At 73.0% G+C, this 21,976-nt stretch carries 21 protein-coding genes; 11 read left to right on the forward strand and 10 right to left on the reverse strand.

The window, feature by feature from the left end:
• Nucleotides 1-33 precede the first annotated feature (33 nt).
• The 7 genes from ACPOLB_RS23025 to ACPOLB_RS23055 all read left to right on the forward strand — a co-directional run bounded on the left by ACPOLB_RS23025 (nt 34) and on the right by ACPOLB_RS23055 (nt 8,780).
• Nucleotides 34-2,271 carry a putative bifunctional diguanylate cyclase/phosphodiesterase gene (locus ACPOLB_RS23025; protein ID WP_425258378.1) on the forward strand — a complete coding sequence of 746 codons (2,238 nt, stop codon included), beginning with the start codon at nt 34-36 and terminating at the stop codon, nt 2,269-2,271.
• A 40-nt stretch (nt 2,272-2,311) separates the two neighbouring features.
• A complete protein-coding gene (locus tag ACPOLB_RS23030; protein WP_425258379.1) occupies nt 2,312-3,961 on the forward strand; it encodes a diguanylate cyclase in 1,650 nt (549 codons plus the stop codon).
• Nucleotides 3,962-4,384: 423 nt separating this feature from the next.
• Entirely contained in the window at nt 4,385-4,798 is a 414-nt protein-coding gene (locus ACPOLB_RS23035; RefSeq protein WP_425258380.1) for a hypothetical protein, read from the forward strand.
• 145 nt (nt 4,799-4,943) lie between these two features.
• A complete protein-coding gene (locus ACPOLB_RS23040; RefSeq protein WP_425258381.1) occupies nt 4,944-6,473 on the forward strand; it encodes a methyl-accepting chemotaxis protein in 1,530 nt (509 codons plus the stop codon).
• Between the two features lie 641 nt (nt 6,474-7,114).
• Nucleotides 7,115-7,414 (forward strand): ribosomal protein S19 family protein, encoded by a 300-nt coding sequence (locus ACPOLB_RS23045; protein WP_425261961.1) that lies wholly within the window; start codon nt 7,115-7,117, stop codon nt 7,412-7,414.
• Nucleotides 7,415-7,440: 26 nt separating this feature from the next.
• The gene (locus tag ACPOLB_RS23050; RefSeq protein ID WP_425258382.1) at nt 7,441-7,704 is read left to right on the forward strand and encodes a hypothetical protein; all 264 of its coding nucleotides are present in this window, start codon (nt 7,441-7,443) and stop codon (nt 7,702-7,704) included.
• Nucleotides 7,701-8,780 (forward strand): DMT family transporter, encoded by a 1,080-nt coding sequence (locus ACPOLB_RS23055; RefSeq protein ID WP_425258383.1) that lies wholly within the window; start codon nt 7,701-7,703, stop codon nt 8,778-8,780. Before ACPOLB_RS23050 ends, ACPOLB_RS23055 begins: the two co-directional genes overlap by 4 nt.
• A 124-nt stretch (nt 8,781-8,904) precedes the next feature.
• Here the strand turns inward: ACPOLB_RS23055 and ACPOLB_RS23060 are convergent, their stop codons facing one another.
• Entirely contained in the window at nt 8,905-10,140 is a 1,236-nt protein-coding gene (locus ACPOLB_RS23060; RefSeq protein WP_425258384.1) for an aminotransferase class III-fold pyridoxal phosphate-dependent enzyme, read from the reverse strand.
• Nucleotides 10,137-10,739 (reverse strand): DJ-1/PfpI family protein, encoded by a 603-nt coding sequence (locus tag ACPOLB_RS23065; protein WP_425258385.1) that lies wholly within the window; start codon nt 10,737-10,739, stop codon nt 10,137-10,139. Before ACPOLB_RS23065 ends, ACPOLB_RS23060 begins: the two co-directional genes overlap by 4 nt.
• Before the next feature lie 139 nt (nt 10,740-10,878).
• Between ACPOLB_RS23065 and ACPOLB_RS23070 the strand changes: the two genes are divergently transcribed.
• Nucleotides 10,879-11,868, forward strand: a complete 990-nt coding sequence (locus tag ACPOLB_RS23070) for a GlxA family transcriptional regulator (protein WP_425258386.1) — start codon at nt 10,879-10,881, stop codon at nt 11,866-11,868.
• A 72-nt stretch (nt 11,869-11,940) separates the two neighbouring features.
• Here the strand turns inward: ACPOLB_RS23070 and ACPOLB_RS23075 are convergent, their stop codons facing one another.
• The 4 genes from ACPOLB_RS23075 to ACPOLB_RS23090 are packed head-to-tail and all read right to left on the reverse strand — an operon-like array spanning nt 11,941 to nt 14,430.
• On the reverse strand, nt 11,941-12,159 hold the full coding sequence (locus ACPOLB_RS23075) for a hypothetical protein (RefSeq protein ID WP_425258387.1): 219 nt from the start codon (nt 12,157-12,159) through the stop codon (nt 11,941-11,943).
• Between the two features lie 24 nt (nt 12,160-12,183).
• Nucleotides 12,184-13,500, reverse strand: coding sequence for a tetratricopeptide repeat protein (locus ACPOLB_RS23080; protein WP_425258388.1), 1,317 nt, complete (start codon nt 13,498-13,500; stop codon nt 12,184-12,186).
• A gap of 19 nt (nt 13,501-13,519) precedes the next feature.
• Entirely contained in the window at nt 13,520-13,657 is a 138-nt protein-coding gene (locus ACPOLB_RS23085) for a hypothetical protein (RefSeq protein WP_425258389.1), read from the reverse strand.
• On the reverse strand, nt 13,654-14,430 hold the full coding sequence (locus ACPOLB_RS23090) for a sterol desaturase family protein (RefSeq protein ID WP_425258390.1): 777 nt from the start codon (nt 14,428-14,430) through the stop codon (nt 13,654-13,656). Before ACPOLB_RS23090 ends, ACPOLB_RS23085 begins: the two co-directional genes overlap by 4 nt.
• On the opposite strand from ACPOLB_RS23090, the gene ACPOLB_RS23095 reads away from it, so the two are divergent.
• On the forward strand, nt 14,429-15,598 hold the full coding sequence (locus ACPOLB_RS23095; protein ID WP_425258391.1) for a GlxA family transcriptional regulator: 1,170 nt from the start codon (nt 14,429-14,431) through the stop codon (nt 15,596-15,598). The genes ACPOLB_RS23090 and ACPOLB_RS23095 overlap by 2 nt on opposite strands.
• 16 nt (nt 15,599-15,614) lie before the next feature.
• On the opposite strand, the gene ACPOLB_RS23100 is transcribed toward ACPOLB_RS23095, so the two are convergent.
• The 3 genes from ACPOLB_RS23100 to ACPOLB_RS23110 are packed head-to-tail and all read right to left on the reverse strand — an operon-like array spanning nt 15,615 to nt 18,999.
• Nucleotides 15,615-16,568: a LysR substrate-binding domain-containing protein gene (locus ACPOLB_RS23100; RefSeq protein ID WP_425258392.1), complete on the reverse strand. Its 954-nt coding sequence runs from the start codon at nt 16,566-16,568 to the stop codon at nt 15,615-15,617.
• A gap of 24 nt (nt 16,569-16,592) precedes the next feature.
• Nucleotides 16,593-17,660 carry a class I SAM-dependent methyltransferase gene (locus tag ACPOLB_RS23105; RefSeq protein WP_425258393.1) on the reverse strand — a complete coding sequence of 356 codons (1,068 nt, stop codon included), beginning with the start codon at nt 17,658-17,660 and terminating at the stop codon, nt 16,593-16,595.
• Between the two features lie 34 nt (nt 17,661-17,694).
• Entirely contained in the window at nt 17,695-18,999 is a 1,305-nt protein-coding gene (locus tag ACPOLB_RS23110; protein ID WP_425258394.1) for a vanadium-dependent haloperoxidase, read from the reverse strand.
• A 124-nt stretch (nt 19,000-19,123) separates the two neighbouring features.
• Between ACPOLB_RS23110 and ACPOLB_RS23115 the strand changes: the two genes are divergently transcribed.
• Complete coding sequence (locus tag ACPOLB_RS23115) at nt 19,124-20,161, forward strand: GlxA family transcriptional regulator (protein WP_425258395.1); 1,038 nt, start codon at nt 19,124-19,126, stop codon at nt 20,159-20,161.
• An 89-nt stretch (nt 20,162-20,250) separates the two neighbouring features.
• Nucleotides 20,251-21,336: a hypothetical protein gene (locus tag ACPOLB_RS23120; protein ID WP_425258396.1), complete on the forward strand. Its 1,086-nt coding sequence runs from the start codon at nt 20,251-20,253 to the stop codon at nt 21,334-21,336.
• Nucleotides 21,337-21,469: 133 nt separating this feature from the next.
• Here ACPOLB_RS23120 and ACPOLB_RS23125 read toward each other — a convergent pair whose 3' ends face one another.
• On the reverse strand, nt 21,470-21,928 hold the full coding sequence (locus tag ACPOLB_RS23125; RefSeq protein ID WP_425258397.1) for an SH3 domain-containing protein: 459 nt from the start codon (nt 21,926-21,928) through the stop codon (nt 21,470-21,472).
• Between the last annotated feature and the right edge of the window lie 48 nt (nt 21,929-21,976).

Below are 21,976 nucleotides of genomic sequence, written 5' to 3' on the forward strand. Positions count from 1 at the left end.
TTGATCCTGTCTGCAAGCACCCGACGTGCGTAAATGACACCGCCCCTGACCTTCACCGATGCCGGGCTGCCTGAACAGCCCGAGGTGCTGCTCGTCGACGACGACGAGGTGAACCTGCTGACCACGGCGTTCGCCCTGCGCGACCGCGGCTTCCGCATCACCGAGGCTTCCAGCGGCGAGAAGGCCATCGAACTGCTGGCCGACTGGACGCCCGACATCATCGTGCTGGACGCGCTGATGCCCGGGCTGGACGGCTTCGCCACCTGCCGTGCCGTGCGCGCGATGGCCGGCTTCGAGAACCTGCCGGTGCTGATGCTCACCGGACTGGACGACGACGCCTCCATCGCTCGCGCGTACCAGGCCGGAGCCACCGACTTCTTCGTCAAGGCCACGCAGTGGAGCCTGCTGGCCGGGCGGCTGCACTACCTGCTGCGCGCCTCGCGCACGCGCATCGAGCTCGAGCGCAGCAAGGCCAAGCTGGCGCGCGCGCAGGACCTGGCGCGCATGGGCAGCTTCGACTGGCGGCGCAGCGAAGGCGGGCTGGCGATGTCGCCCGAGGGCCTGCGCGTCTTCGGCCACGCGATGAACGAGCGCGTCTCGCTGCGCGTGCTGCTGCGCATGGTGCCGCGCGAGGACCGCCGGGCGCTGATGCGGCTGCTGCACGACGTGCTGCGCCACGCCTCGGTGCTGGCGACCGACGTGCCCATCACGCTGTACGACGGCCGCCAGCGCATCATCCACGTCGAGGCCGAGCCCGAGTTCAACGAACACGGCCAGAGCATCGGCTACACCGGCATCGTGCAGGACGTCACCGACCGCCGCATCGCCGAGGACAAGATCCGCCACCTGGCGAACTTCGACGCGCTCACCGGCCTGCCCAACCGCCGCCAGCTGATCTGGCGAGCCGAACGGGCGCTGGAGCAGGCGCGCCGCATGCAGCACCAGTGCGCGCTGCTGCTGATCGACCTGGACCGCTTCAAGATCATCAACGACACGCTGGGCCACGTGGCCGGCGACGACGCGCTGGTGCAGGTGGCGGCGCGGCTGCGCAGCTGCGTGCGGCACTCCGACCAGGTCATGGAAGGCCAGCTCGAATCCGCCGGCGCGCGCAGCCACCGCACGCTGGAGGCCGTGGGCCGGCTCGGCGGCGACGAGTTCGTGGCGCTGCTGCCCGAGGTGGCCGAGGACCGCGACGCCGAGCGCGTGGCGCAGCGCATCCTGGAAGTGATGCGCGAGCCCATCGTCGTCTCGGGCCAGGAGTGCTTCGTCACCGCCAGCGTCGGCGTGGCCATCTTCCCGCGCGACGGCAGCAACGTCGCCGACCTGATGCGCAACTCCGACGTGGCCATGTACTCGGTGAAGAACCAGGGCCGCAACGCCAGCGCCATCTACAGCCCCGCGCTGGCCGGCCGCGGCCGCGAGAAGCTCGAGCTGGAGACCGCGCTGCACAAGGCCATCGAGCGCAACGAACTGGTGCTGCACTACCAGCCCAAGGTCGACGTGCGCAGCGCCAGCATGGTGGGCGCCGAGGCGCTGATGCGCTGGAACCGCGCCGGCCGCCTGGTGCCGCCCAACGAGTTCATCCCGCTCGCCGAGGAAACCGGCCTCATCGTGCCGCTGTCGGAATGGGCGCTGCGCGAGGCCGCGCGCCAGGCCAAGGTGTGGCAGACCAACTTCGGCTTCAGCGACAGCATCGCCGTCAACCTGCCCAGCCACCAGTTCCTGCGCAGCGACCTGATCGAGCACATCCACGAATGCGTCACCAGCGTCGGCGTGCCGCACCGCGCCATCATGCTGGAGATCACCGAGACCAACCTGATGAAGGACCTGCAGGACGTCATCCCCGCCCTGCACCGCCTGAACGAGATTGGCGTCGAGGTCTCGATCGACGACTTCGGCACCGGCTACTCCAGCCTGTCGTACCTGACCACGCTGCCGCTGTCGGAGCTGAAGATCGACCGCGGCTTCGTGCGCGACCTGGGTGTCACGCCGCAGAGCGTGGCCGTGGTCACCGCCATCATCGCGCTGGCGCGGGCGCTGAGCCTGCGTGTCATCGCCGAAGGCGTGGAGACGCTGCGCCAGATGGAGGTGCTGCACCGGCTGGGCTGCGGCGTGATGCAGGGGTTCCTGTTCAGCCGCCCGATCCCGGCCGACGAACTGGAGCGCTGGCGCGAGCAGACCGTGCTGCCGCGCAAGGCACCCTGGATCGGCCAGGCCGCCGAGGTCGACTTCGGCGCCGACGCCCTGCGCGCCGCGGGCGGCCGCCTCTAGCCGGCCGGCAGGCCGCCGTCCCGCTGCAGCACATCCTCCCATGTCCATGACGACCCCCGCGCAGGTGGCCAAGGGCGCCCTGCGCCGGCTGGCGATGGCCAAGCTGGAGCCCACGCCCGAGAACTACGCCCGCGCCTACGCCGAAGAATCGGGGCAGGGCCCGGCACCGGCCCCGGTCGACTCCAACAAGGCGCTGGGTCCGGCCTGGGCGCTGCTGATCGAGAAGCTCGTGCGCGGGCTCGACCGCAGCGGCCGCCAGTGGACGCCGGCGCGCAAGAAGGACAGCCTGCAGCGTGTGCTGGACAGCAGCCGCGGCGACCTGGCCCGCCTGCAGCAGCGGCTGCAGGCGCTGGTGACGGCCTGGGAGGGCGAGCGCGCCGAACCCGACCCCGAGGCCGAGCATGGCAGCGGCCTGACCGCGCCCGCGCCGCTCGACGAGGCACCGGCGCCCGCCGCGGCCTCGGCCGTGGCCGCCCCCGATGCCGCCTGGCAGCCGCTGGTCGGCCACCTGGAAGGCACGGTGCGCGCGGCGCTGCCGGCCGACGAACCGCGCGCGCACGAACTCGCCGACCGCCTGGCCGCGCTGGCCGACGGCCTGGCCCACGACGGCCTGAGTGCCGAGCGCGTGGCCGCCGTGGCCGAGGTGTGCGCGCGGGCGCGCCGCCTGTTCGCCCACCGCCACCACCTCATCGAGCAGCTCGGTGCGCTGTGCCAGGAACTCGGCCGCGGCCTCACCGACCTGGCCGAGGACGACAGCTGGGCGCAGGGCCAGAGTGCGGCGCTGGCGCTGCGGCTGGCCGAAGGCATCAACGCCCGCAGCGTGCGCGCCGCCAGCGAGCTGCTGGCCGAGACGCGCCAGCGCCAGCAACGGGTGCGCGATGAGCGCAATGCCGCGCGCGACGCACTGAAGGGCCTGATCACGCGCATGATCGGCGAGCTGGGCGAGCTGGGCGAGCACACCGGCCGCTTCCACGACAGCATCGGCCGCCACGCCCAGGCCATCGCCGGCGCCGAGAGCCTGGAAAGCCTGGCCGGCGTGGTGCGCGAGATCGTCGACGAGAGCCGCGCCGTGCAGACCCTGGTGGGCCAGGCGCAGCGCCGCATGCACGACGAGCACAGCAAGGCCAGCGAGCTGGAAGCGCGTGTGCGGGACCTCGAATGCGAACTGCGCAGGCTGTCCGAAGAGGTGTCCACGGACGCGCTGACCCAGGTGGCCAACCGCCGCGGCCTGGCCCAGGCCTTCGAGGCCGAGGCCGCGCGCGTGCAACGCGCCGGCCCCGAGGTGCCGGCGCAGGCCACGCTGGCCATCGGCCTGATCGACATCGACAACTTCAAGAAGCTCAACGACACGCTGGGCCACGCCGCCGGCGATCTGGCGCTCAAGTCGCTGGCGGCGGCGGTGCGCGAACGCCTGCGGCCGGTGGACCACCTGGCGCGCTTCGGCGGCGAGGAATTCGTGGTGCTGCTGCCGGCCACCCCGGTGACCGAGGCCCAGCAGGCGCTGACACGGCTGCAGCGTGGCCTGAGCGAAGCGCTGTTCCTGCACGAGAACCGCGAGGTCTTCGTCACCTTCTCGGCCGGCGTCACCGCCTGGCGCCCGGGCGAGACACTCGAAGCCGCGCTGGAACGCGCCGACGAGGCCTTGTACGAGGCCAAGCGCACGGGCAAGAACCGCACCTGCGCAGCCTGACGCGGCCTGGAGCAGCACGGGCCGCGCCTCCGCGGCAGACACGTCTGGTCACAGTTGCGCCGGTGCGCAGGCTCAAGCCGCGCCGCGCCGCGGCCGATACCCCGTACACCATGAGTTCCCACCGCCCCCTGTTTGCGCCGCTGAAGAAGGCCGTGCTGGCCTTCTTCAAGTACGACGTGGCACTCAAGCGCCAGGAAGGCCAGGTGCGCCTGGTGCTGCAGGACCGCATCACCGAGCCCGGCAAGAGCAAGCCGCTGTCGCGGGCCGAGCTGGCGGCGCAGAAGGAAGACCGGCTGCTCGGCCTGGCGCGCCAGGACCTGGCACGGCTGCTCGACGACGACGCGCGGCTGCGCTCCACCGTGCGCCATCTGGCGTTCGTGGAGCACGCGCTCGAAGAAGAAGGGCTGGCGCGGCCTGCACAAGGTGCCGCTCGACGTGCTGCAGCAGGCGCTGCGGCAACTGGAAGACCTGGTGACCAACTGGTCGCCCGAGGGCCTGGCCTGCCTGCGCTCGAAGATGGCCGTGGCCGTCATCGACCGCGAGCACGACAACCCCGAGGCCGAGAACGACGCCTACCGCACCGCCGCGGTGCTCGACAACCCGGTGCAGCTGGCGGCCCAGGCCATCGAGCAGGCCAAGGCCTCGGCCGAGGACGAAGACGCCGTGCTGCGCGCCGCCTACGAGGCGATGGGCATGGCCGACACGCCGCCCGCGGCCGTCGAGGTGCAGCGCGAGCTGGCACCCCGCGCGGCACCGGGCCACGTGCGCAGCGCGCCGCGCGGCACGCCGGCGCCGCAGCCGATGGACATCAAGCTGCGCGACCTGCACGGCCGCTGAGCCGCGCCGTGCCGCCGCCTGCCGGCGGCACGGCCTGCGCCGACGCGGATCTCAAGTCTGATGGTCATCGGCCGAAAGTGATCGAAGAGCGCCGTGCGGGCACCGCACGCGCGCAGTCCATCGACCCACTTGCCGAGCCGAGACCATGAAGTTCCACACCCGACTGCTGCTGTGCGCCATCGTGCCGGCCGTGCTGTTCATCCTGGCGTTGTCGGCCAGCGTGTGGGGGCTGGTGCGGACCCAGAACGAGTTCAACCGTTACATCGGCACGGTGCAGGCGGTGGCCAACGGCATGAACGAGATGTACGCCCAGGGCCTGCAGATGGGCCAGGCCCTGCGCAACATCGTGCTCGATCCGGCCAACGGCCGTGCCTACGACAACTTCACCACCGCCGAGCAGGCCTACCAGGACGCATGGAGCGGCACCTCCAGGCTCGTCCAGGGGACGCCGCAGCAGGCTGCGCTGGACGAGATGCGGACGCTGCGCGAGGCGCAGGCGGTGCAGCAGAAGAAGGTGCTCGAGCTCGCGCGCAGCGACGCGGCCCAGGCCGCGGCCCTGCTGAACACGGGCGAGACGCCGGCCTGGCGTGCGCTGCGCGCGAAGCTGCTGGAGCAGATGGCCAGCAGCCGCAAGGCCGCGACCGAGATGCAGGCGCAGACGCAGGCGCGGGCGCAGCGCGTCACCGTGGCCGCCGCGTTGCTGGCGGTGGCCGCGGTGGTGGTGTCGGGCCTGCTGTGCTGGCTGATGCGCCGCACGGTGGAGCGCGAACTCGGCGGCGACCCGGCACTCGCGGGTGCGGCGCTGCGCCGCCTCGCCGACGGCGACCTGAGCCTGCCTGCCACGGGCCTCGCGCCGGCACAGGGCCTGATGGGTGAACTGCAGCGCACCCAGGAACGCCTGCGTGCGCTCGTGGCCAGCGTGCGCAGCAGCACCGACGGCATCCATCTCGCCAGCAGCGAGATCGCCACCGGCAACCAGGACCTCTCGTCGCGCACCGAGCAGACCGCCAGCAACCTGCAGCGTGCCGCCGCCTCGATGGAGCAGCTCACCGGCACCGTGCAGCAGTCGGCCGAGTCGGCACGGGCCGCGAACCAGCTGGCCAGCTCGGCCGCCTCGGTCGCCAACCGCGGTGGCGCCGTCGTGTCGCAGGTGGTGGCGACGATGGACGAGATCACGGCCAGCTCGAAGAAGATCGCCGACATCACCGGCGTCATCGACGGCATCGCCTTCCAGACCAACATCCTGGCGCTGAACGCCGCCGTCGAGTCGGCGCGCGCCGGTGAGCAGGGCCGCGGCTTCGCCGTGGTGGCCGCCGAGGTGCGCACGCTGGCGCAGCGCTCGGCCGAGGCCGCGCGCGAGATCAAGGGCCTGATCGGCGCCAGCGTCGACAAGGTCGAGGCCGGTTCGCGGCTGGTCGGCGAGGCCGGCGCGACGATGCAGGACATCGTGCAGTCGGTGAAGCAGGTGAGCGACATCATCGGCGAGATCACTGCCGCTGCGGGCGAGCAGAGCCAGGGCCTGGGGCAGATCAACGCGTCGGTGGGTGAACTCGACGCGATGACGCAGCAGAACGCGGCGCTGGTCGAGCAGTCGTCGGCCGCGGCCGAGTCGCTGCGCATGCAGGCCGACCAGCTGGCGCAGGTGGTCTCGGTCTTCCGGCTCGAAGCGCGCTGAGCGCGGCCTGCGGGTCCTCGGCCCGCGCGCCAGCCTGGCGCCACGGTCCCGCCACACTCCGCCAGCGCCGCCAGGCAGGCGTCTGCGCGCGGATCGGGTGAGGGGGCAGACCGTTGGACACCGCGCAGCAGCCTGGAAACGCACGCGACTGCATCGCCCAGCAGGGCCCAGGCGGCCCGCCGCACACGCTGATCGAACGCGCCGGCTCGCACACGCACTTTCTCGTGCTCTGCCCGCACGCTGCAACGGCCAGGTGCTGCTGCACGCCGACCCCCGAGGCGACGCCGGGCTGCCGAGGTTCTAGGGCGACGGCCTGATGCTAGAGTTGAACCGCACACAGCTCCCCGTGTGTCGGCCAGGCGCGAGAACGACGGCCACGATTTCTGGATGGACGACGCCCGCGCCGGTGCGTTCGCGATGCAGCACCACCATTGCCGCACCAGCGTGCCGCCGCAGCCCACGGACCGCCGCGCCCCGCAACCGCCGTGACCCATGATGACCCTGGAGGCCCGCCGATGACCCCGATCGCCTGGACCAGCCTGCGCGCCGTCTGCTGTCGGGTGCTCGGCGCGGCGCTGCCGGCCGACGCCACGCCCGACGACCTGGCGCGCGTGCTCGTGGACACCCCGGCCCCGGCGCCGCTGCGCGGCAAGCGCACGCTGAAGAAGGGTCCGTCCACCGTGCAGGACCCGGCGCGCTTCAACGAGGGCGTGCTCTCGAAACAGCACAGGCAGCCGATCACGACCTGGTCGCGGCGTTCCGCCATCGTGCCGGAGTTCATCGGGCTCGCCGTCGCCGTGCACGACGGCAAGACGGCAGTGCCCTTGCGTGTCACGGATGGCATGGTCGGGCACAAGGCGGGCGGGTTCATCGGTGGGCGCCTGCTGCAGGCGACCACGCCGCCGGCGCGCACCAAGGCCACCAAGCGGCGCAAGCGCTGACGGCCAGCCGGGCCCGGGCCAGCGGCATGAGCACCTTCTTCAAGACCTCCACCGTCTGGGCGGTCGACTACACCTACGACGGCCACCCGCGCCGCTGGCTGCGCGCGCTGCCTGCCGGCGCCGACGCACCGGCGCTGATGCAGGCCGCGCTGGCCGACCTGCACGGTGCGCGCGCGCGGTTCGTGCAGGTGCGCCCCGCCACGGCAGACGAAGAGACGCAGTACCTGCGCGACGAACAACCCCCCGCGCCGCTGTGCCCCACCGGCCGCCGCGGCGCGGGCGCGGCATGACACGCGGGGCGGCCTGGCCCGCGCTGCGCGGCGGCGCGCTGGCGCTGCTGGCGGCGCTGCTGTTCGGCGTGAGCACGCCGCTGGTGCAGCAGTTCGGCACGGGGGTGGGCGCGTTCACGACGGCGGCGCTGTTGTACGCAGGTGCAGCAGCGGTGGGCGCGCTGTCGCGCCGGCGTGTCGAGCGCGAAGCGCGGCTGCTGCGCACCGACTTCCCGCGGCTGCTGGCCATGGCCGCCTGCGGCGCGGTGCTGGGACCGGTGGCGCTGGCCTGGGGGCTGCAGCACACCAGCGGCACCAGCGCGTCGCTGATGCTGACGCTGGAGGCGCTGTTCACCGCCGTGCTGGCGCGCTGGCTGTACCGCGAGACGATGGATGGCCGCGTCTGGGGCGCGATGGCGCTGCTGCTGGCCGGCGGCATGGTGCTGGTGCTGGACCAGGCCCTGGGCGCATTCGCCGCCAGCAGCACCGGTGGCGGTGGCGCGCAGCTGTGGGGCCTGCTCGCGGTGCTGCTGGCCACCGCGGCCTGGGGCGTGGACAACACCCTCTCGCGCGCGCTGGCCGAGCGCGACCCCGGCCAGGTGGTGCTGGCCAAGGCCGCGCTGGGCGCCACCGCCACCGCGCTGCTGGCGGTGGCGGCCGGCGAGCCGCTGCCTGCCGCAGGCACCGCGCTTGCGCTGCTGGCCGTGGGCGCCACCGGCTACGGCCTCAGCCTGCGCCTGTACCTGCTGGCGCAGCGGGCCTTCGGTGCCGCGCGCACTGGCTCGGTGTTCGCGTTCGCGCCCTTCATCGGCGCCGCGCTGGCAGTGGCCCTGGGCGACCGCGCAGCCGGGGGGCTGCTGCTGCTGGGCAGCGTGCTGATGCTGGCTGGCGTGCTGCTGCACCTGGCCGAGTCGCATGCGCATGTGCACAGCCACGAGGCGCTGGCCCACGAGCACGCGCACCGCCACGACGACGGCCACCACGACCACAGCCACGACCCCATGCCCGTCGGGTCGCACAGCCATCCGCACGTGCACACACCGCTGCGCCACGCGCATGCGCACGTGCCCGACGCGCACCACGCGCACCGGCACTGAGGACGCAGGCGCACGGGGTTTCGTCGGCGGCGGTCCGGCCCCGGACACGGCGGGACCGCACCGCGGCGGTCGGCCCTGCAGCGACCTCCCCGCGCGCGAGGCGTTCGATCGAGGCGCCGACCGCTCAGCCCATGCCGGCGCGCAGCGCCCGGCGCAGCAGGTGCAGGGCCTGGTCGATCTCGTCGTCGGTGATCGTCAGCGCCGGCATCAGCCGCAGCAGGTGGGGGCGGGGCGCGTTCAGCAGCAGCCCCACGGGGGACAGCGCCTGCGCCGCCGCCACCACCAGGTGGGCGGTGTCGGTGGGCAGCACCAGCGCCCGCAGCAGGCCGGCGCCGCGTTCGGCCACCAGCCCGTGGTCGCGCACGATGGACTGCAGCCCGCGCGCCAGGTGCCCGGCGCGCTGGCGGACCTGCGCGAGGAAGCCGTCCTGGCACACCGTGTCCACCACCGCCAGCCCCACCGCCGCCATCAGCGGGTTGCCGCCGAAGGTGCCGCCCTGGTCGCCGGGGGCGAAGCAGTTGAACCGCTCCTTGCACAGCAGCGCCGCCAGCGGCACGCCGCCGCCGATGCCCTTGGCCAGCGTCATCACGTCGGGCTCGATGTCGAACAGCTCGTGGGCAAACGAGCGCCCGCAGCGGCCGATGCCGGTCTGCACCTCGTCGGCGATCAGCAGCAGCTGCCGCTCGGCGGTGAGTGCGCGCAGCTCGCGCACGAAGCCCGGGTCCGCCAGGTTCACGCCGCCCTCACCCTGCACCAGCTCGATCATCACCGCCACGCTGGCGGGCGTGATGGCGCGCTCGACCGAGCCGATGTCGTTGTAGCGCGCCTTGGCGAACCCCGTGGGCATCGGCGCGAAGACGCGGTCCCAGCCCGGCTTGCCGCAGGCGCTCATCATCGCCAGCGTGCGGCCGTGGAACGCGCCGTCGAAGCTGATGACTTCATGCGCGCCGCCGCGCTGGCGCTGGCCCCAGCGCCGCGCCAGCTTCACGGCCGCCTCGTTCACCTCGGCCCCGGTGCTGCCGAACCACACGCGGTCGAAGCAGCTCAGCCCCACCAGCCGCGCTGCCAGGTCGAGCATCGGCTGGTTGTGGAACGCCGGGCCCGCGTTCAGCAGACGCCCGGACTGCCGGGCCAGCGCCTGGGCGACCACGGTCGGGCTGTGGCCCAGGCTGTTGACGGCCCAGCCCTGCACCAGGTCGAGATGGCGCTTGCCGTCGGTGTCGGTCAGCCACGAGCCCTGGCCGTCGACGAACACGGTCGGGCCCCGGGTGGTGACCGTGATCAGGTCGCGGTCCAGGCCGGCCCCGGCCTGCGCCGGGTCGAGGGGGAGCCGCGCGCGGGTGGTGGTGGCGGTGGTCATGCCGCGGGTCTCCAGTCGAAGTCCATCTGGCGCGCTGTGCGCACCGCAAGCTCGCGGCTGTGCAGCCGCTGCACCAGGTGCAGGCTCATGTCGATGCCCGCGGAGATGCCGGCCGAGGTCACGACCGCGCCCTGGTCCACCCAGCGCACGCCGCCATGCACGCGCACCGCCGGCCGCAGGGCGCGCAGCGCGTCCAGGTCCTCCCAATGCGTGGTGGCATCGAGCCCGTCGAGCACGCCGGCCTGCGCCAGCAGCAGCGCACCGGTGCAGACCGACGCCAGGATGCGGGCCGTGCGCGCCTGCGCGGCGATCCAGGCCGCCAGCGTGGGCTGGCCCAGTTCGGCGTCGACCACGCCGCCGGGCACGATGGCGCAGGCCAGCGGCGGATGGTCGGCCAGGCCGTGGTCGGGCTGCAGGCGCAGCCCGGCGCGTGCGCGCACCGGGCCGGGGCGGCGCGCGATCGTCGTCACCGAGAACAGCGCCGGCGTGCCTGGCGGCTGCGACCGCGCCAGCACGCGCGCCGCCGTCGTGAAGACCTCGTACGGCCCCGCCATGTCCAGCAGCTCGACCTCGTCGAAGACCAGGATGCCCACGTTCATCTTGCTGCGCTCCGCACTGCGTTGTGGTGACAGGCGCACAGCATGGCGGCAGCAGGCCGTGGCTGCCAGGACGCTGTGCCCACCTTTTCTGCCAAGCGGCAAACACGGGGGAACGGCGGTTTCGGGCGATGATGCGGGGATGAGCTGCCGCATCGCATTCGTGCTGTTCCCCGGCTTCCAGCAACTGGACCTGGCCGGGCCGATGGCGGTCTTCGAGGTCGCCCGCCTGGAGCTGCCCGCCAGCTACACCTGGCGCCTGGTGGCGAGCCAGGGGCCTGCCGTGCGCAGCTCGGCCGGGGTGCACTGGCCGGTGCAGGCGTTGCCGCGGCAGCTGGGGTCCGTCGATCTGGTGATGGTGATCGGCGGCGACGGCGTGGACGCCGCCTGTCGCGACGCGCGGCTGATCGGCTGGCTGCAGCGCGCCAGCCGGTCCGGGGCACGCATGGCCAGCATCTGCAGCGGCAGCCTGGTGCTGGCGGCGGCGGGGCTGCTGGACGAGCGCATGGCGACGACGCACTGGTCGCGCAGCCGCCAGTTCGCGACCGACTTCCCGGCGGTGCGCCTGCGTCCCGACCGCATCTACGTGCGCGAGCCCGCTGCGCGCCGCGGGGCGCAGCCGCTGCCCGAGGTGTGGACCAGTGCCGGCATGACGGCCGGCATCGACCTGTGCCTGGCACTGCTGGCGCACGACCACGGCGAGGCGCTGGCGCGCGAAGCGGCACGCCAGCTGGTGGTGGAGCGCCGGCGCCCGGGCGGGCAGTCGCAGTTCTCGCCGCTGCTGGACCTGCAGCGCCCGGAGGGCCGCTTCGGTGCACTGCTCGACCAGGTGCGCAGCCGGCTGCGCGACGACCACAGCGTCGACGCGCTGGCGGCGCGGGCCTGCATGAGCCCGCGCCACTTCGCGCGCTGCTTCCGCGCCGAGACCGGCGCCACGCCGGCACAGGCCATCGAGCGCCTGCGGGTCGAGGCGGCACGCACCGCACTGCAGAGCGGCCAGCCCTCGGTGCAGCGCATCGCCGAGGACTGCGGCTTCGGCAACACCGAGCGCATGCGACGCTCCTTCCAGCGGCTGCTGGGGCGCCCGCCAGGCGCGTTTCGACAAGCGGTCGAGCCTGCCGTCTCGACCTGACGCGGGTCGTTCCGTGCACGCATCGGCAGATGGCCAGCCGCGACCGCGCCCGACCCGTGCTGCAGCGCGCCATCAGGGCAGTTTCTCGGGCAGCACCAAGGCGCCGACCCCGCGGTCGCCGATGAACCCGCAGGCGCTGTCGAGCATGGGCTCACCGCGGATCCTGTACTGCCCGCGGGAACCGTCGGCGCGCTGGCGGTGGAGGTCGAAGTCGAGGAACGGCCGGTGCGCTGCGATGTTGTTCCTCAGCGTCTGGCACCCCGTTGCACCACGCGGCAGGCCGTACCGCACGCGCCGCCCGCGCGGTGCAGTCCATCACGCAGCCGCCCTCGCGACGAAGCGCTGCGCCAGCGGACTGGCGGGCCGCAGCGCGGCGCGCTCGGCCGCGAGCGCCTGCGCGAGCGCGCGTTCGCCGCTGCGCAGCGCCGCTTCGATCAGCGTCAGGTCGAGCAGGTCGCGCTGCGCATGGCTGCCGCCGAAACGGTGTGCGCCGGAGCGGATCGGTCGCAGCAGCGCGACGGCGGTGGCGGTGTCGCCCGCCGCGAAGGCCTGCACGGCCAGCGTTGCCGGCGCACCGACCTCGGCGGTGAAGGCGCGGTTGTCGCCGCTGCCCGACAGCGCCGCATGCTGCGCGTCACGGAGCTGCGCGGCGAGGTCGCTGCGACCGGCGCCGGCGAAGGCCATCATCGCGTGCAGGTCGTTGAAGGCGTAGTTGCCCGCGGTCGCGTGCGGCGCCCAGCGTTCGGCCAGCGGCTGCCACCGGTCGCCCACGTCCACGCCGCGAAGTGCAAGCCGCCACAGCAGTGCGCTCTGGTCGACCATGTCGAGCACGACGCCGGAGCCCGGCCCGCCGATCGACGCGTCGTACATCGCGAGCACCTCGTCGTGGCGGTCCTGCTCGAGCTTGAACAGCGCCAGGTGCCACCAGTTGTGCACGGCAAAGAAGCTGTCGTGCGACCAGTGCGCCGCGTTCGGCTCGAGCCAGGCGATGCCGGCCTCGGCCGCGTTGCGCATCTCGTGGACGTGCGCCACCGCGTGCCAGGCCCAGGTGTCGCGCGGCTGCAGTTCGATGGCGCGGCGCCCGGTGCGCTCGGCCTGCGCGTAGTCGCCGTTCTCCTCCAGACCGAAGGCGTGCATGCCGAGCACCGCGTGGTGGCCGGGCATCGCGTCGTTCCACTGCGGGCGCACCCGTGCGATGCGGTCGCGCAGCATGCGGCTGTCGCCGGTGAAGAAGTCGATCTGGTGGCCGGTCTGCAGCGCGAGCAGGTCGCGCGGGTGCTGCGCGCTGAGGTCCTCGAGCAGCCGCGCGGCGTCGCGCCAGCGGCCGCCGGCGACCAGCGTGGCCGCCTGCGCGTGCATGCGCTCGCGTTCGGTGCCGGCATGGTGCGCCGCCGCCTCGGCTTCGTCGCGCGCCGTGGCGAGCGCGGGCGCCTCGGTGCCCAGCAGGTGCAGCCAGGCGCGCAGGGTGTGCGCGATGGACATCGCGGGTGCCGCGGCCAGCGCGCGATCGACCGCTGCCAGCGGGTCGCCCACCAGGCAGCGCAGTTCGTGCGCTGCCTGCTCGTAGTGGTCCATGGCGGCGGCGGTGGCGCCGCTGACGGGGTGCCCGAGGGCATCGATCAAGGTGGTCATGGTGGTCTCCAGGTGTGGATCAGTCGGCCGCCGCGGTGGCGGCGAGCGATCGGGGGAAGCGGGCGAGATCGACCGGCGTGGCGCTGCGGGTGCCCTGCTCGGCGTGCCCGAGGCACACGCGGCCGGGCCACCGGATCCGGGTCGGAACGGGGTTCATCGCGGTGCCCGCCACGGGCGGGCGGAACCGGGACGCGTGACGTCGCGCCCGAGCAGCATGTCGAGCACGCGTGCCGAGGCTCCGTGCCAGAAGCCGGTGGCATGTTCGAAGCTGCGCGGGTTCTCGAAGGTGCCGAACAGCATGTCGATCAGCGGCAGATCGGCGTAGTTCTTCGCATGGATGCCGCGCGCATGATGGATGGTGTGGCTTTCCGGACGCTGCACGAAGCAGCCGAGCCAGCGTGGGGTGCGCAGGTTGGCGTGCTGGAAGATGGAGAGGAACGTGATGGTGAGGATGGTCGCGGTGGCTGCCTGTGGCGGCAGGCCGAGCAGCGTGAGCGCCACGCTCGGCACCAGCGTCCAGCCGACGATGTCGAGCGGGCTGAACCAGAAGGCGCCGTAGACGTCGAGCCGCTCGGCGCTGTGGTGCATCTGGTGCGAGATCCGGAACCACGCGTCGACGCCGTGCATGCCGCGGTGGTAGGCGTAGGCGAAGCACTCGTAGACGAGCAGCCCCAGTGCGACGGCGGCCCACGTGGGCCAGGCCGACAGGTCGAGCAGTTGCAGTGGCGCGAGCGCGTCGGCCCACAGCAGCGGCAGGTACGACGAGACCAGGAAGTACACCGCGAACACGGCCAGCGCGCGAGGTCGCCAGCCGCGGGCCTGCGGCAGCGAGCGGCCTGGGCAGAGCCGCTCGGCAAGTGCAAGGGCGGCGAACATCGCCAGCATCGTCAGCGTGACCGGATCGATCAGCAGTTCGAGAGGGGTGGGCATGCAAGGCTCCGAGGGAAGGGGAATCGACGAGAGGCGCGAGTGTGCGCACGCGAGCCCTCGTCCAACAGCGGCGTTTCTGCAAAAATCCGTCCATTCCTGCCACGCCGAAGCGTCCATGACGAATCGACCGATCACCGTGGCCTTGCTTGCAGTGCCGCGCGTCACGGCCGCGACGCTGTACGGCTTTCACGATCTGTTCTCGAGCGTGCACCGCGACTGGTCGATGCTGCATGGCGGCCACGCCGACTCGCCGTTCCGCTCGATCATCGTCAGTCGCGACGGGCGGCCGATCGAGGGCGCCAACGGCGTGCGTCTCGTCCCGGATGCCTCCTTCGTCGACTGCGGATCCCCCGACGTGGTCTGCGTGACCGACATCGCCGTGGCGCCGGACGAGCCGATCGGCAGCGCCTACGATGCGGAGGTGGCCTGGCTGCGCGAGCGGCATGCGCAGGGATCGATCCTCGCGTCCTCGTGCTCGGGCGCGGTGCTGCTCGCCCGCACCGGGTTGCTGGAAGGGCTGGACGCGACCTCGCACTGGGCCTACTGCGACGTGTTGAAGCGCGACTACCCCGGCACGCGCTGGTTCCCGGAGCGCGGCTTGCTGTTCGCCGGCGCCGGGCAGCGCATCGTGATGGCCGGCAGCGGTGTCGCCTGGCACCAGCTCGTGATGGCGCTGATCAGCCGCTTCGCCGGCGCCGAGGCGGCGATGCAGGTGGCGCGCATCAATCTGCTCGACCTCGCGGCGACCAGCCCCATCGCCTACGCCTCGCTGCGTCACGGCGCGCAGTCGAGCGATCCGGCTGTCGCTGCGGCGCAGGCATGGGCCGCAGAGCACTACCGCCACGAAGCGCCGGTGGCGCAGATGGTGCTGGCTTCGGGGCTCGCCGAGCGCACCTTCAAGCGGCGCTTCGCGCAAGCCACCGGCATGGCGCCGCTGGACTACGTCCACCACCTGCGCCTGGAGGAAGCCAAGCAGATGCTCGAGGCGGACGTGGCGTCGGTCGAGTCGATCGCCTTCGAGGTGGGCTACCGCGACGTCAGCTTCTTCAACCGCCTGTTCCGGCGCAAGGTGATGATGTCGCCGACGCAGTACCGGCGCCGCTTCGGCAGCCTGCGGACGCACATGCGCGAGGTCGGCAGCGCGCTCGACGGACCCGCCCCGGCGTGAGGCGTGGGCCGGCGTCTCAGGCCGCGAGCCGCAGACGCGGCTGCGCCGGGGCGCCGGATGCGCACCAGGGGTCATGATCGCCACCCGGGAACTCGGCGCGCAGGAAATCCAGCATCGCCCGCACCACGGCAGGCACCTGTCGGCCGCTGGCCAGGCAGGCATGCACGTTCAGGTCGAACAGGCGCCAGTCGCCCAGCACACGGACGAGCCGGCCCTGCGCCAGCTCGGCCTGCACCGCGAAGCTCGGCAGTGCGGCGATGCCCATGCCTGCCAGCGCACCCGCGTGGCAGAGCTCGCCGTTGGCGCTGCTGAGCAGCACGTGGGCGGGCGTGACACCGACGGTGTGGCCGGCGTCGTGCGCCAGCACGAAGCTGCGTGGCATGCGCGGCAGCGCAGCGAGCAGCATCGCGTGGTGGGCGAGGTCACGTGGGTGCTCCGGCTGGCCATGCTGCCGCAGGTAGCCGGGCGCCGCACACAGCAGCACCTGCGACTGTGCGAGCCGGTGCGCGACGAAGTCGCCGTCGAGCGCCTCGGCGCGCACCACCAGGCTGATGTCGTGGGCCTCGTGCACGCCGTCCACCGGGCCGTTGGCGGTGATGTCGATGGCCATCTCCGGGTGCAGCGCATGCAGGCGCGCCAGCCGCGGCATCAGCTGCCGCGTGGCGAACAGCGGTGGTGCGATCAGGCGCACGCGGCCGCGCAACTCGCGCTGGCCCTGCGACGCCACGGCGGCGGCATCGTCCACGTCGCGCAGGATGCCCTGCACCCGCTGCAGGTAGCGCTGGCCGATCGGGGTGGGCAGCACGCGCCGCGTGGTGCGGGCCAGCAGCCGGGCGCCGAGCTGGCGTTCCAGCTCGGCCACCTGGCGCGTGACCACCGAGGGCGCCAGGTTCAGCGCCCGTGCCGCCGCGGCGAAGCCGCCCCGTTCCGCGACTTCGGCAAAGGTGCGCATCGCGCGCAACTGGTCCATCGTGCAGCTCCCGGCGGTCGGCGCTCAGCGCCGGATCTCGTAGATCAGGTTGAACGGCGTCTGCGCCGCGCGGCGGAAGTGCGTGAAGCCGGCCTTGCGGAACACGTCGGCCAGCCGCTTCGGACCGGCCTGCGCACCGAGCACGAGCCTGCCGCCTTCGGAGACCGCGTGCGCGCAACAGATCAGCGCGGACCCGCTGTAGTACAGCTGGCCCACGGGCGAGAGGTTGTCCTCGACGCGGTCGTGCGCGAACGGCTCCACCAGCAGCACCGTGCCGCCTGGTGCCAGCGTCGCGGCGGCGTGCTCGGCCGCGGCCACCGGGTCGCCCAGGTCGTGCAGCGTGTCGAAGAAGCAGATCAGTCCGTACCGGTGGTCGGGGTAGTCGGTGGCCCGCGCGGTCGTGAACGAGGTGCGCTCGGTCAGGCCGGCGGCGGCGGCGTGGCGCCGTGCCTCGGCCAGCGAGGGTGCATGGGTGTCGAAGCCGTGGAAGTGCGCGTTCGGAAAGGCCTCGGCCATCAGCAGCGTCGCGTGGCCGTGGCCGCAGCCGACGTCGGCCACGTGCATGCCCGACACGAGCTGCGCCACCACGCCGTCCAGGGCGGGCAGCCACTGCGGCACCAGGCTGGCGCGGTAGCCGTTGCGGTAGAACGCGGCCACGCCGCAGGCCATGCGCCCGTCGTGCTCGCCCCAGGCCACGCCGCGGCCGGTGCGGAAGGCCTCCAGCGTCTTCGGCTGGTCGGACCACATCGCCGCCGGCACGTTCCAGGCGTGCGGGACGAACGCCGGGCTGTCCTCGTCGGCGAGCACCAGCGCGTGTTCGGGCACGAGCTCGTAGGTGTCGCTGACCGCGTGGTAGCCGAGGTAGCCGCCGGCGGCCTGGGCGTTGAGCCACTCGCGCACGTAGCGCTCGGCGCAGCCGGCGCGCCGGGCCACTTCCTTGGCGCTGAGCGGGCCGGCGCCGGCCATCGCCTGGTACAGGCCGAGCTGGTGGCCGAGGCTGACCAGCACGCCGGTGTAGCCGGCGGTGATGTCGCCGATGGCGCGCATCGCGAAGGCCTCGACCTTCGCGGCATCGATCACGGGGGTGTCCATGGTGCTTGTTTCCTGGTGGGTGCGTGGTGGTGCCTCAGCGCACCGGCGGCAGCGCGGTGGCGACGGCCTGGCCGATGCCGCGGCCCTGGCGGCGTCCGTCGTGCACGGCATGGCGAAAGTGGATGCCGGCGTAGACGCGCGATGCCCCGTTCTCTTCGGCAGCCTGCGAGAAGCCGCGGAAGCTGCGCACCACGCCCGGCAGCGTGAGGCTGGTGGTGTCGTAGCGCAGGTGGTCGCCGAACAGCGCGATCAGCACTTCGGCCGCCGCCCAGCCCAGCACGGTGTGCGTCGACGGGTAGTCGGGCACCGGGGGCGTCGGCAGCAGCGGCTGCCAGGCGACGTCGGGCGCGGTGAGCGGGTTGCCGTCGTCGGCCGCGGCGTGGATCGCGGTGACGGGGCGCCAGAAGCGGTGCGCGTACTTCTCCGCGAAGCCGGCGATGAACCCGTCGGCCATCGCGAAGTGCAGCAGCGCCAGCGCGCGCGCGGCCTCCCAGGCGTCGAGCCGACGCAGTTGGATGGCGGCGAGGGCGATCCGGTTCCAGCCCAGCGGTGAGTCTTCGTACCAGAAGCCGGCGATCTCGGTCTGCTCTGCCGTGCGCGTCGTGCTGTGGACATGGCCGATGGCCTTGACGTGCGCGAAGTCCTGGGCGTAGGCCTTGCTCGCCAGATCGTGCGGGCCCGGGAGGGCATGCGCGGCCGGGTCGATCACGAAGGGCCGCACGCGGCCCCAGCCCGGCAGGCCTGCGAAGTCGAAGGGCGGGGTGAACTGGTATTCGCCGGGCCCGGTGCCTGGCACGTAGACCGGCTGCGTGGCGCCGTCGGCGCCGTCATCGAGGCGGCGGTTCAGGTTGACCCAGGCGGCGGCCTGGCCGGTGGCGATGCCAGCGGTCTTGGCGCGGCCGTCGCGCACGGCCTGCAGCGTGTCGGCGTAGGCGGCCTCGACCATCGCGGCCTGCTCCGGGAGCAACTGCACGAGCACCTCGCGCGCCGCGGTGGCGACGGCGGCGTCGATCGACGCGTGCGGTGCGGCGGGCACCCCCGGCGTGTAGGCGGCGTAGCGACGCTGGATCGCGTTCAGCGCATCGTGCACCGAGGCCTGCAGGATCGCGAAGCTGCGCGACTGCGCCAGCGCGTTGGTGCCCTGGGTCGGAGCGAAGGCGTCGGCGGCGATGCGGTTCCAGAACAGCACTGCATCGGCGGCGCGCGCTTGGTGCCGGGCACCGCTGTCGGCACCGCTGGCAGCCGCCGGCCCCGGCACGGCGGCGGTGGTGGCGGCCAGCGCGGCGGTGGCGAGCAGTTGAACGAGTGCATGGCGGCGCGGCATCATCGGGGTCTTCATGGTCTTCCTTCCTTGCGACAGGGCGCGTTTGAACGAGGTGCCCATGGTTGCGGGGCCCAGCGTTTCGCGGCAGTGCTGATCGCGCCCCGAAACGGTCCGTTCGTGCCAACACCGAGATGTCGCGATGTCCCGATCCGCCCGTGCCAGCACCGTCTCCGCCGCCCGCCATGTCGCGCTGGTGGCTTTGCCCGACGCCGGCATGGCCACGCTGGCCGGCATCTACGACGTGATGAACGCGCATGCGCTGATGGGGCTGGTGAACACGCCCGCGCGGGCGCCGTTCCAGGTGGAGATCGTGGGCGAGGTCGAAGGTCCGCTGGGGTTGGCCAGCGGCGTCGAGATGCCGGTGCAGCGCACGATCGACCGCGTGGAGTCGACCGACATCGTGATCGTGCCCTCGCTGCTGGTGCGCGGCGCGGGCTGGCAGACCGGGCGCTACCCGCGGCTGGTGGACTGGCTGCGGCGCATGCACGCGCGCGGCGCGCTGCTGTGTTCGGCGTGCTCGGGGCTGTTCCTGCTGGCCGAGACGGGCCTCTTCGACGGCAAGGATGCGACCGTGCACTTCGCCTACGCGCGTCAGTTCGCGGCCGTGTACCCGGCCGTGACGATCCACCCCGAGCGCGTGCTCGTGATCGCCGGCCAGCGCGAGGAACTGATCAGCTCCGGCGCATCGACCACCTGGCACGACATGGTGCTGTACCTGGTCGCGCGCTTCGCCGGCGCCACCGACGCGCAGGCGCTGGCGCGGCTGTTCGCGTTGCAGTGGCATCAGGACGGCCTCACGCCCTACATGACCTTCGAAGGCAAGGTCGACCACGGCGACGCCGAGATCGCCGCCGCGCAGCGCTGGCTGGCCACGCACTTCGCGGTGGCCAGCCCGGTGGACGAGATGATCAAGCGCTCCAGGCTGGCCGAGCGCACCTTCAAGCGCCGCTTCACCGCCGCCACCGGCATGGCGCCGATCGCCTACGTGCAGCGGCTGCGCATCGAAGACGCCAAGCGCCGCCTGGAGCGCACGGACACGCCCGTCGACGAGATCAGCTGGCGCGTGGGGTACGAGGACGGCGCGTTCTTCCGGCGCCTGTTCAAGCGCACCACCGGCATGGCGCCGGGGGCGTACCGCAAGCGCTTCGGCATCCCGGATTTCGCGCGGCCGAGCTGAGCGGCGCGCGTCGCCGCCCGGCGTGGCCCGGCGCAAGCCCTCGAACTGCTGCTGGCACACTGCGCCGACACTTCACCCAGGAGACATGCATGCCGCATCGCTGCCCCTTCCCGACCGCCCGACCGCTGCCGGCAGCGCTGCTGGTGGTGCTCCCGCTGCTGCTGGTGCCGCACGGTGCCGGCGCCCAGGCCGACTGCGGCACGCCCGGCACCATGACCGTGAAGACGCCCGACGGCCGCGGCACGACCAAGACCGCCACGCGCGTGTTCGCCGACGGCTCGGTCGCGGTGCGCGCGCGGCTGGCGGTCAACCCCGATGGAGGCGCGGCGTCCTACACCGTCGGTGACGCAGGCTTCACGTACATCGCCAACGGCCTGGACCGCTGGTCCGGCGGCCAGACCACGAGCTGCCAGGCCGGAGGCTGTCGCCCCGACTTCCTGAAGGCCGAGGCGATGGGCTTCGGTCCCGGCTCGCCGGCCTTCTGCGTCTACGCGATCGAGGTCGATCCGTTCACCGAGGGCGGCAGCCGCACGGCCTGCGGGCCGGGCAAGTGGGTGGTGGGCGACGGCCTGGGCAAGCCCCGGCCCGGGCCGGTCGTGGAGGGCCTGTCGGGCCAGCCGGTGCGGACCTACCGCTCGATGACCTCGGTGACGCACCGGGTGGGCGGCGAGACGCGCTATCTCGATGCCGAGACGCTGCCGATCGCCGTGGCGCCGGCGCGGGAGTACCTGGGCAAGCTGGTGTGGGTGGGCGGCGCGGGCTTCACGCCCGCCCTGGCCCTGATCGGCGACCGCGGGCCGGCCTTCGGCGAGGGATCGATCGCGCTGCACCAGTTGCTGCGCACCGGCACGGTCACCCGGCAGAAGCCCGGCCCGATCCCGCGCGACCAGCGCTGCGGGCCGGGCGAGATGGACCTCAAGCCGCCGTTCATCTCGCGGCCCGGCGGCGGCAGCGCCGACCGCTGCCGGCCCGGCCGCACGCCGACCACGGCGTCGGATGTGCGGGCCTACCAGGGCATCGACGCCGCCCTGGACTTCGTGATCCTGGGCCAGGCCGCGCTGCCGCGCAAGGGCATGGCGATGCAGGAGGAAGTCTCGCTGCAGTCGATGGCTGCCGCGGCCGCGGCGTACACGCCGGAACGCATCCAGCAGATGCTGGCCTGCCTGCCGAAGTAGGCGACCGCGGGGCGCGAGGCACGGCCCCAGCACGCGCTCCGCGGCCGCTCGTGTCCACGGCCCCGGCATCGGCCCGCCTGTGCACCGCACGACGGCCTGTCCGACCATCGATCGACCGAGCGCCGGCAGCTGTCTACCAGCCCCACAGCAGGCGCCGTGCGATCCAGCCCTGGAGCCCGTCTGCCCGGCGCACCTGCACCCAACCGGGCCGGTGCTTCACCGTGCGCAGGACCTCGCCGTATTCGGCCTGCCCGATCCGGCGCGCACGCGTGCTGGGTGCGCTGCGCAGGTTGGCCACCTCCACCTTCACGACGAGGTGCGGCCGCCTGGCGGTCAAGGGTCGGTAGATCCAGCCCGTGTCGCCCTCGAAGTCCGTCACCTTCAGCCAGTTGCCGCGACGGTTCGTCACGCTCAGCGGATAGCCGGCTTCCAGCACCCACAGGGCTTCGTGCTGGGTGCCGGCCCCGGCGCGCATGTTGGCCCGCTGCGCCACGCTCACCATCTCGCGCGCTTCGGCAGTCGAGACGACCGGCAGCCCGATGCAGGCGAAGGCGGCCAGGGCGAGCGCAGGCAGGGGGTGTGTTCGGAGCATTGCAAAGTCCTTCCTCGGCGGGGGTGTGGGTTGCGGGCGTGCGCATGC

This window comes from Rubrivivax soli (genome assembly GCF_049810355.1).
Lineage (GTDB): Bacteria > Pseudomonadota > Gammaproteobacteria > Burkholderiales > Burkholderiaceae_C > Rubrivivax.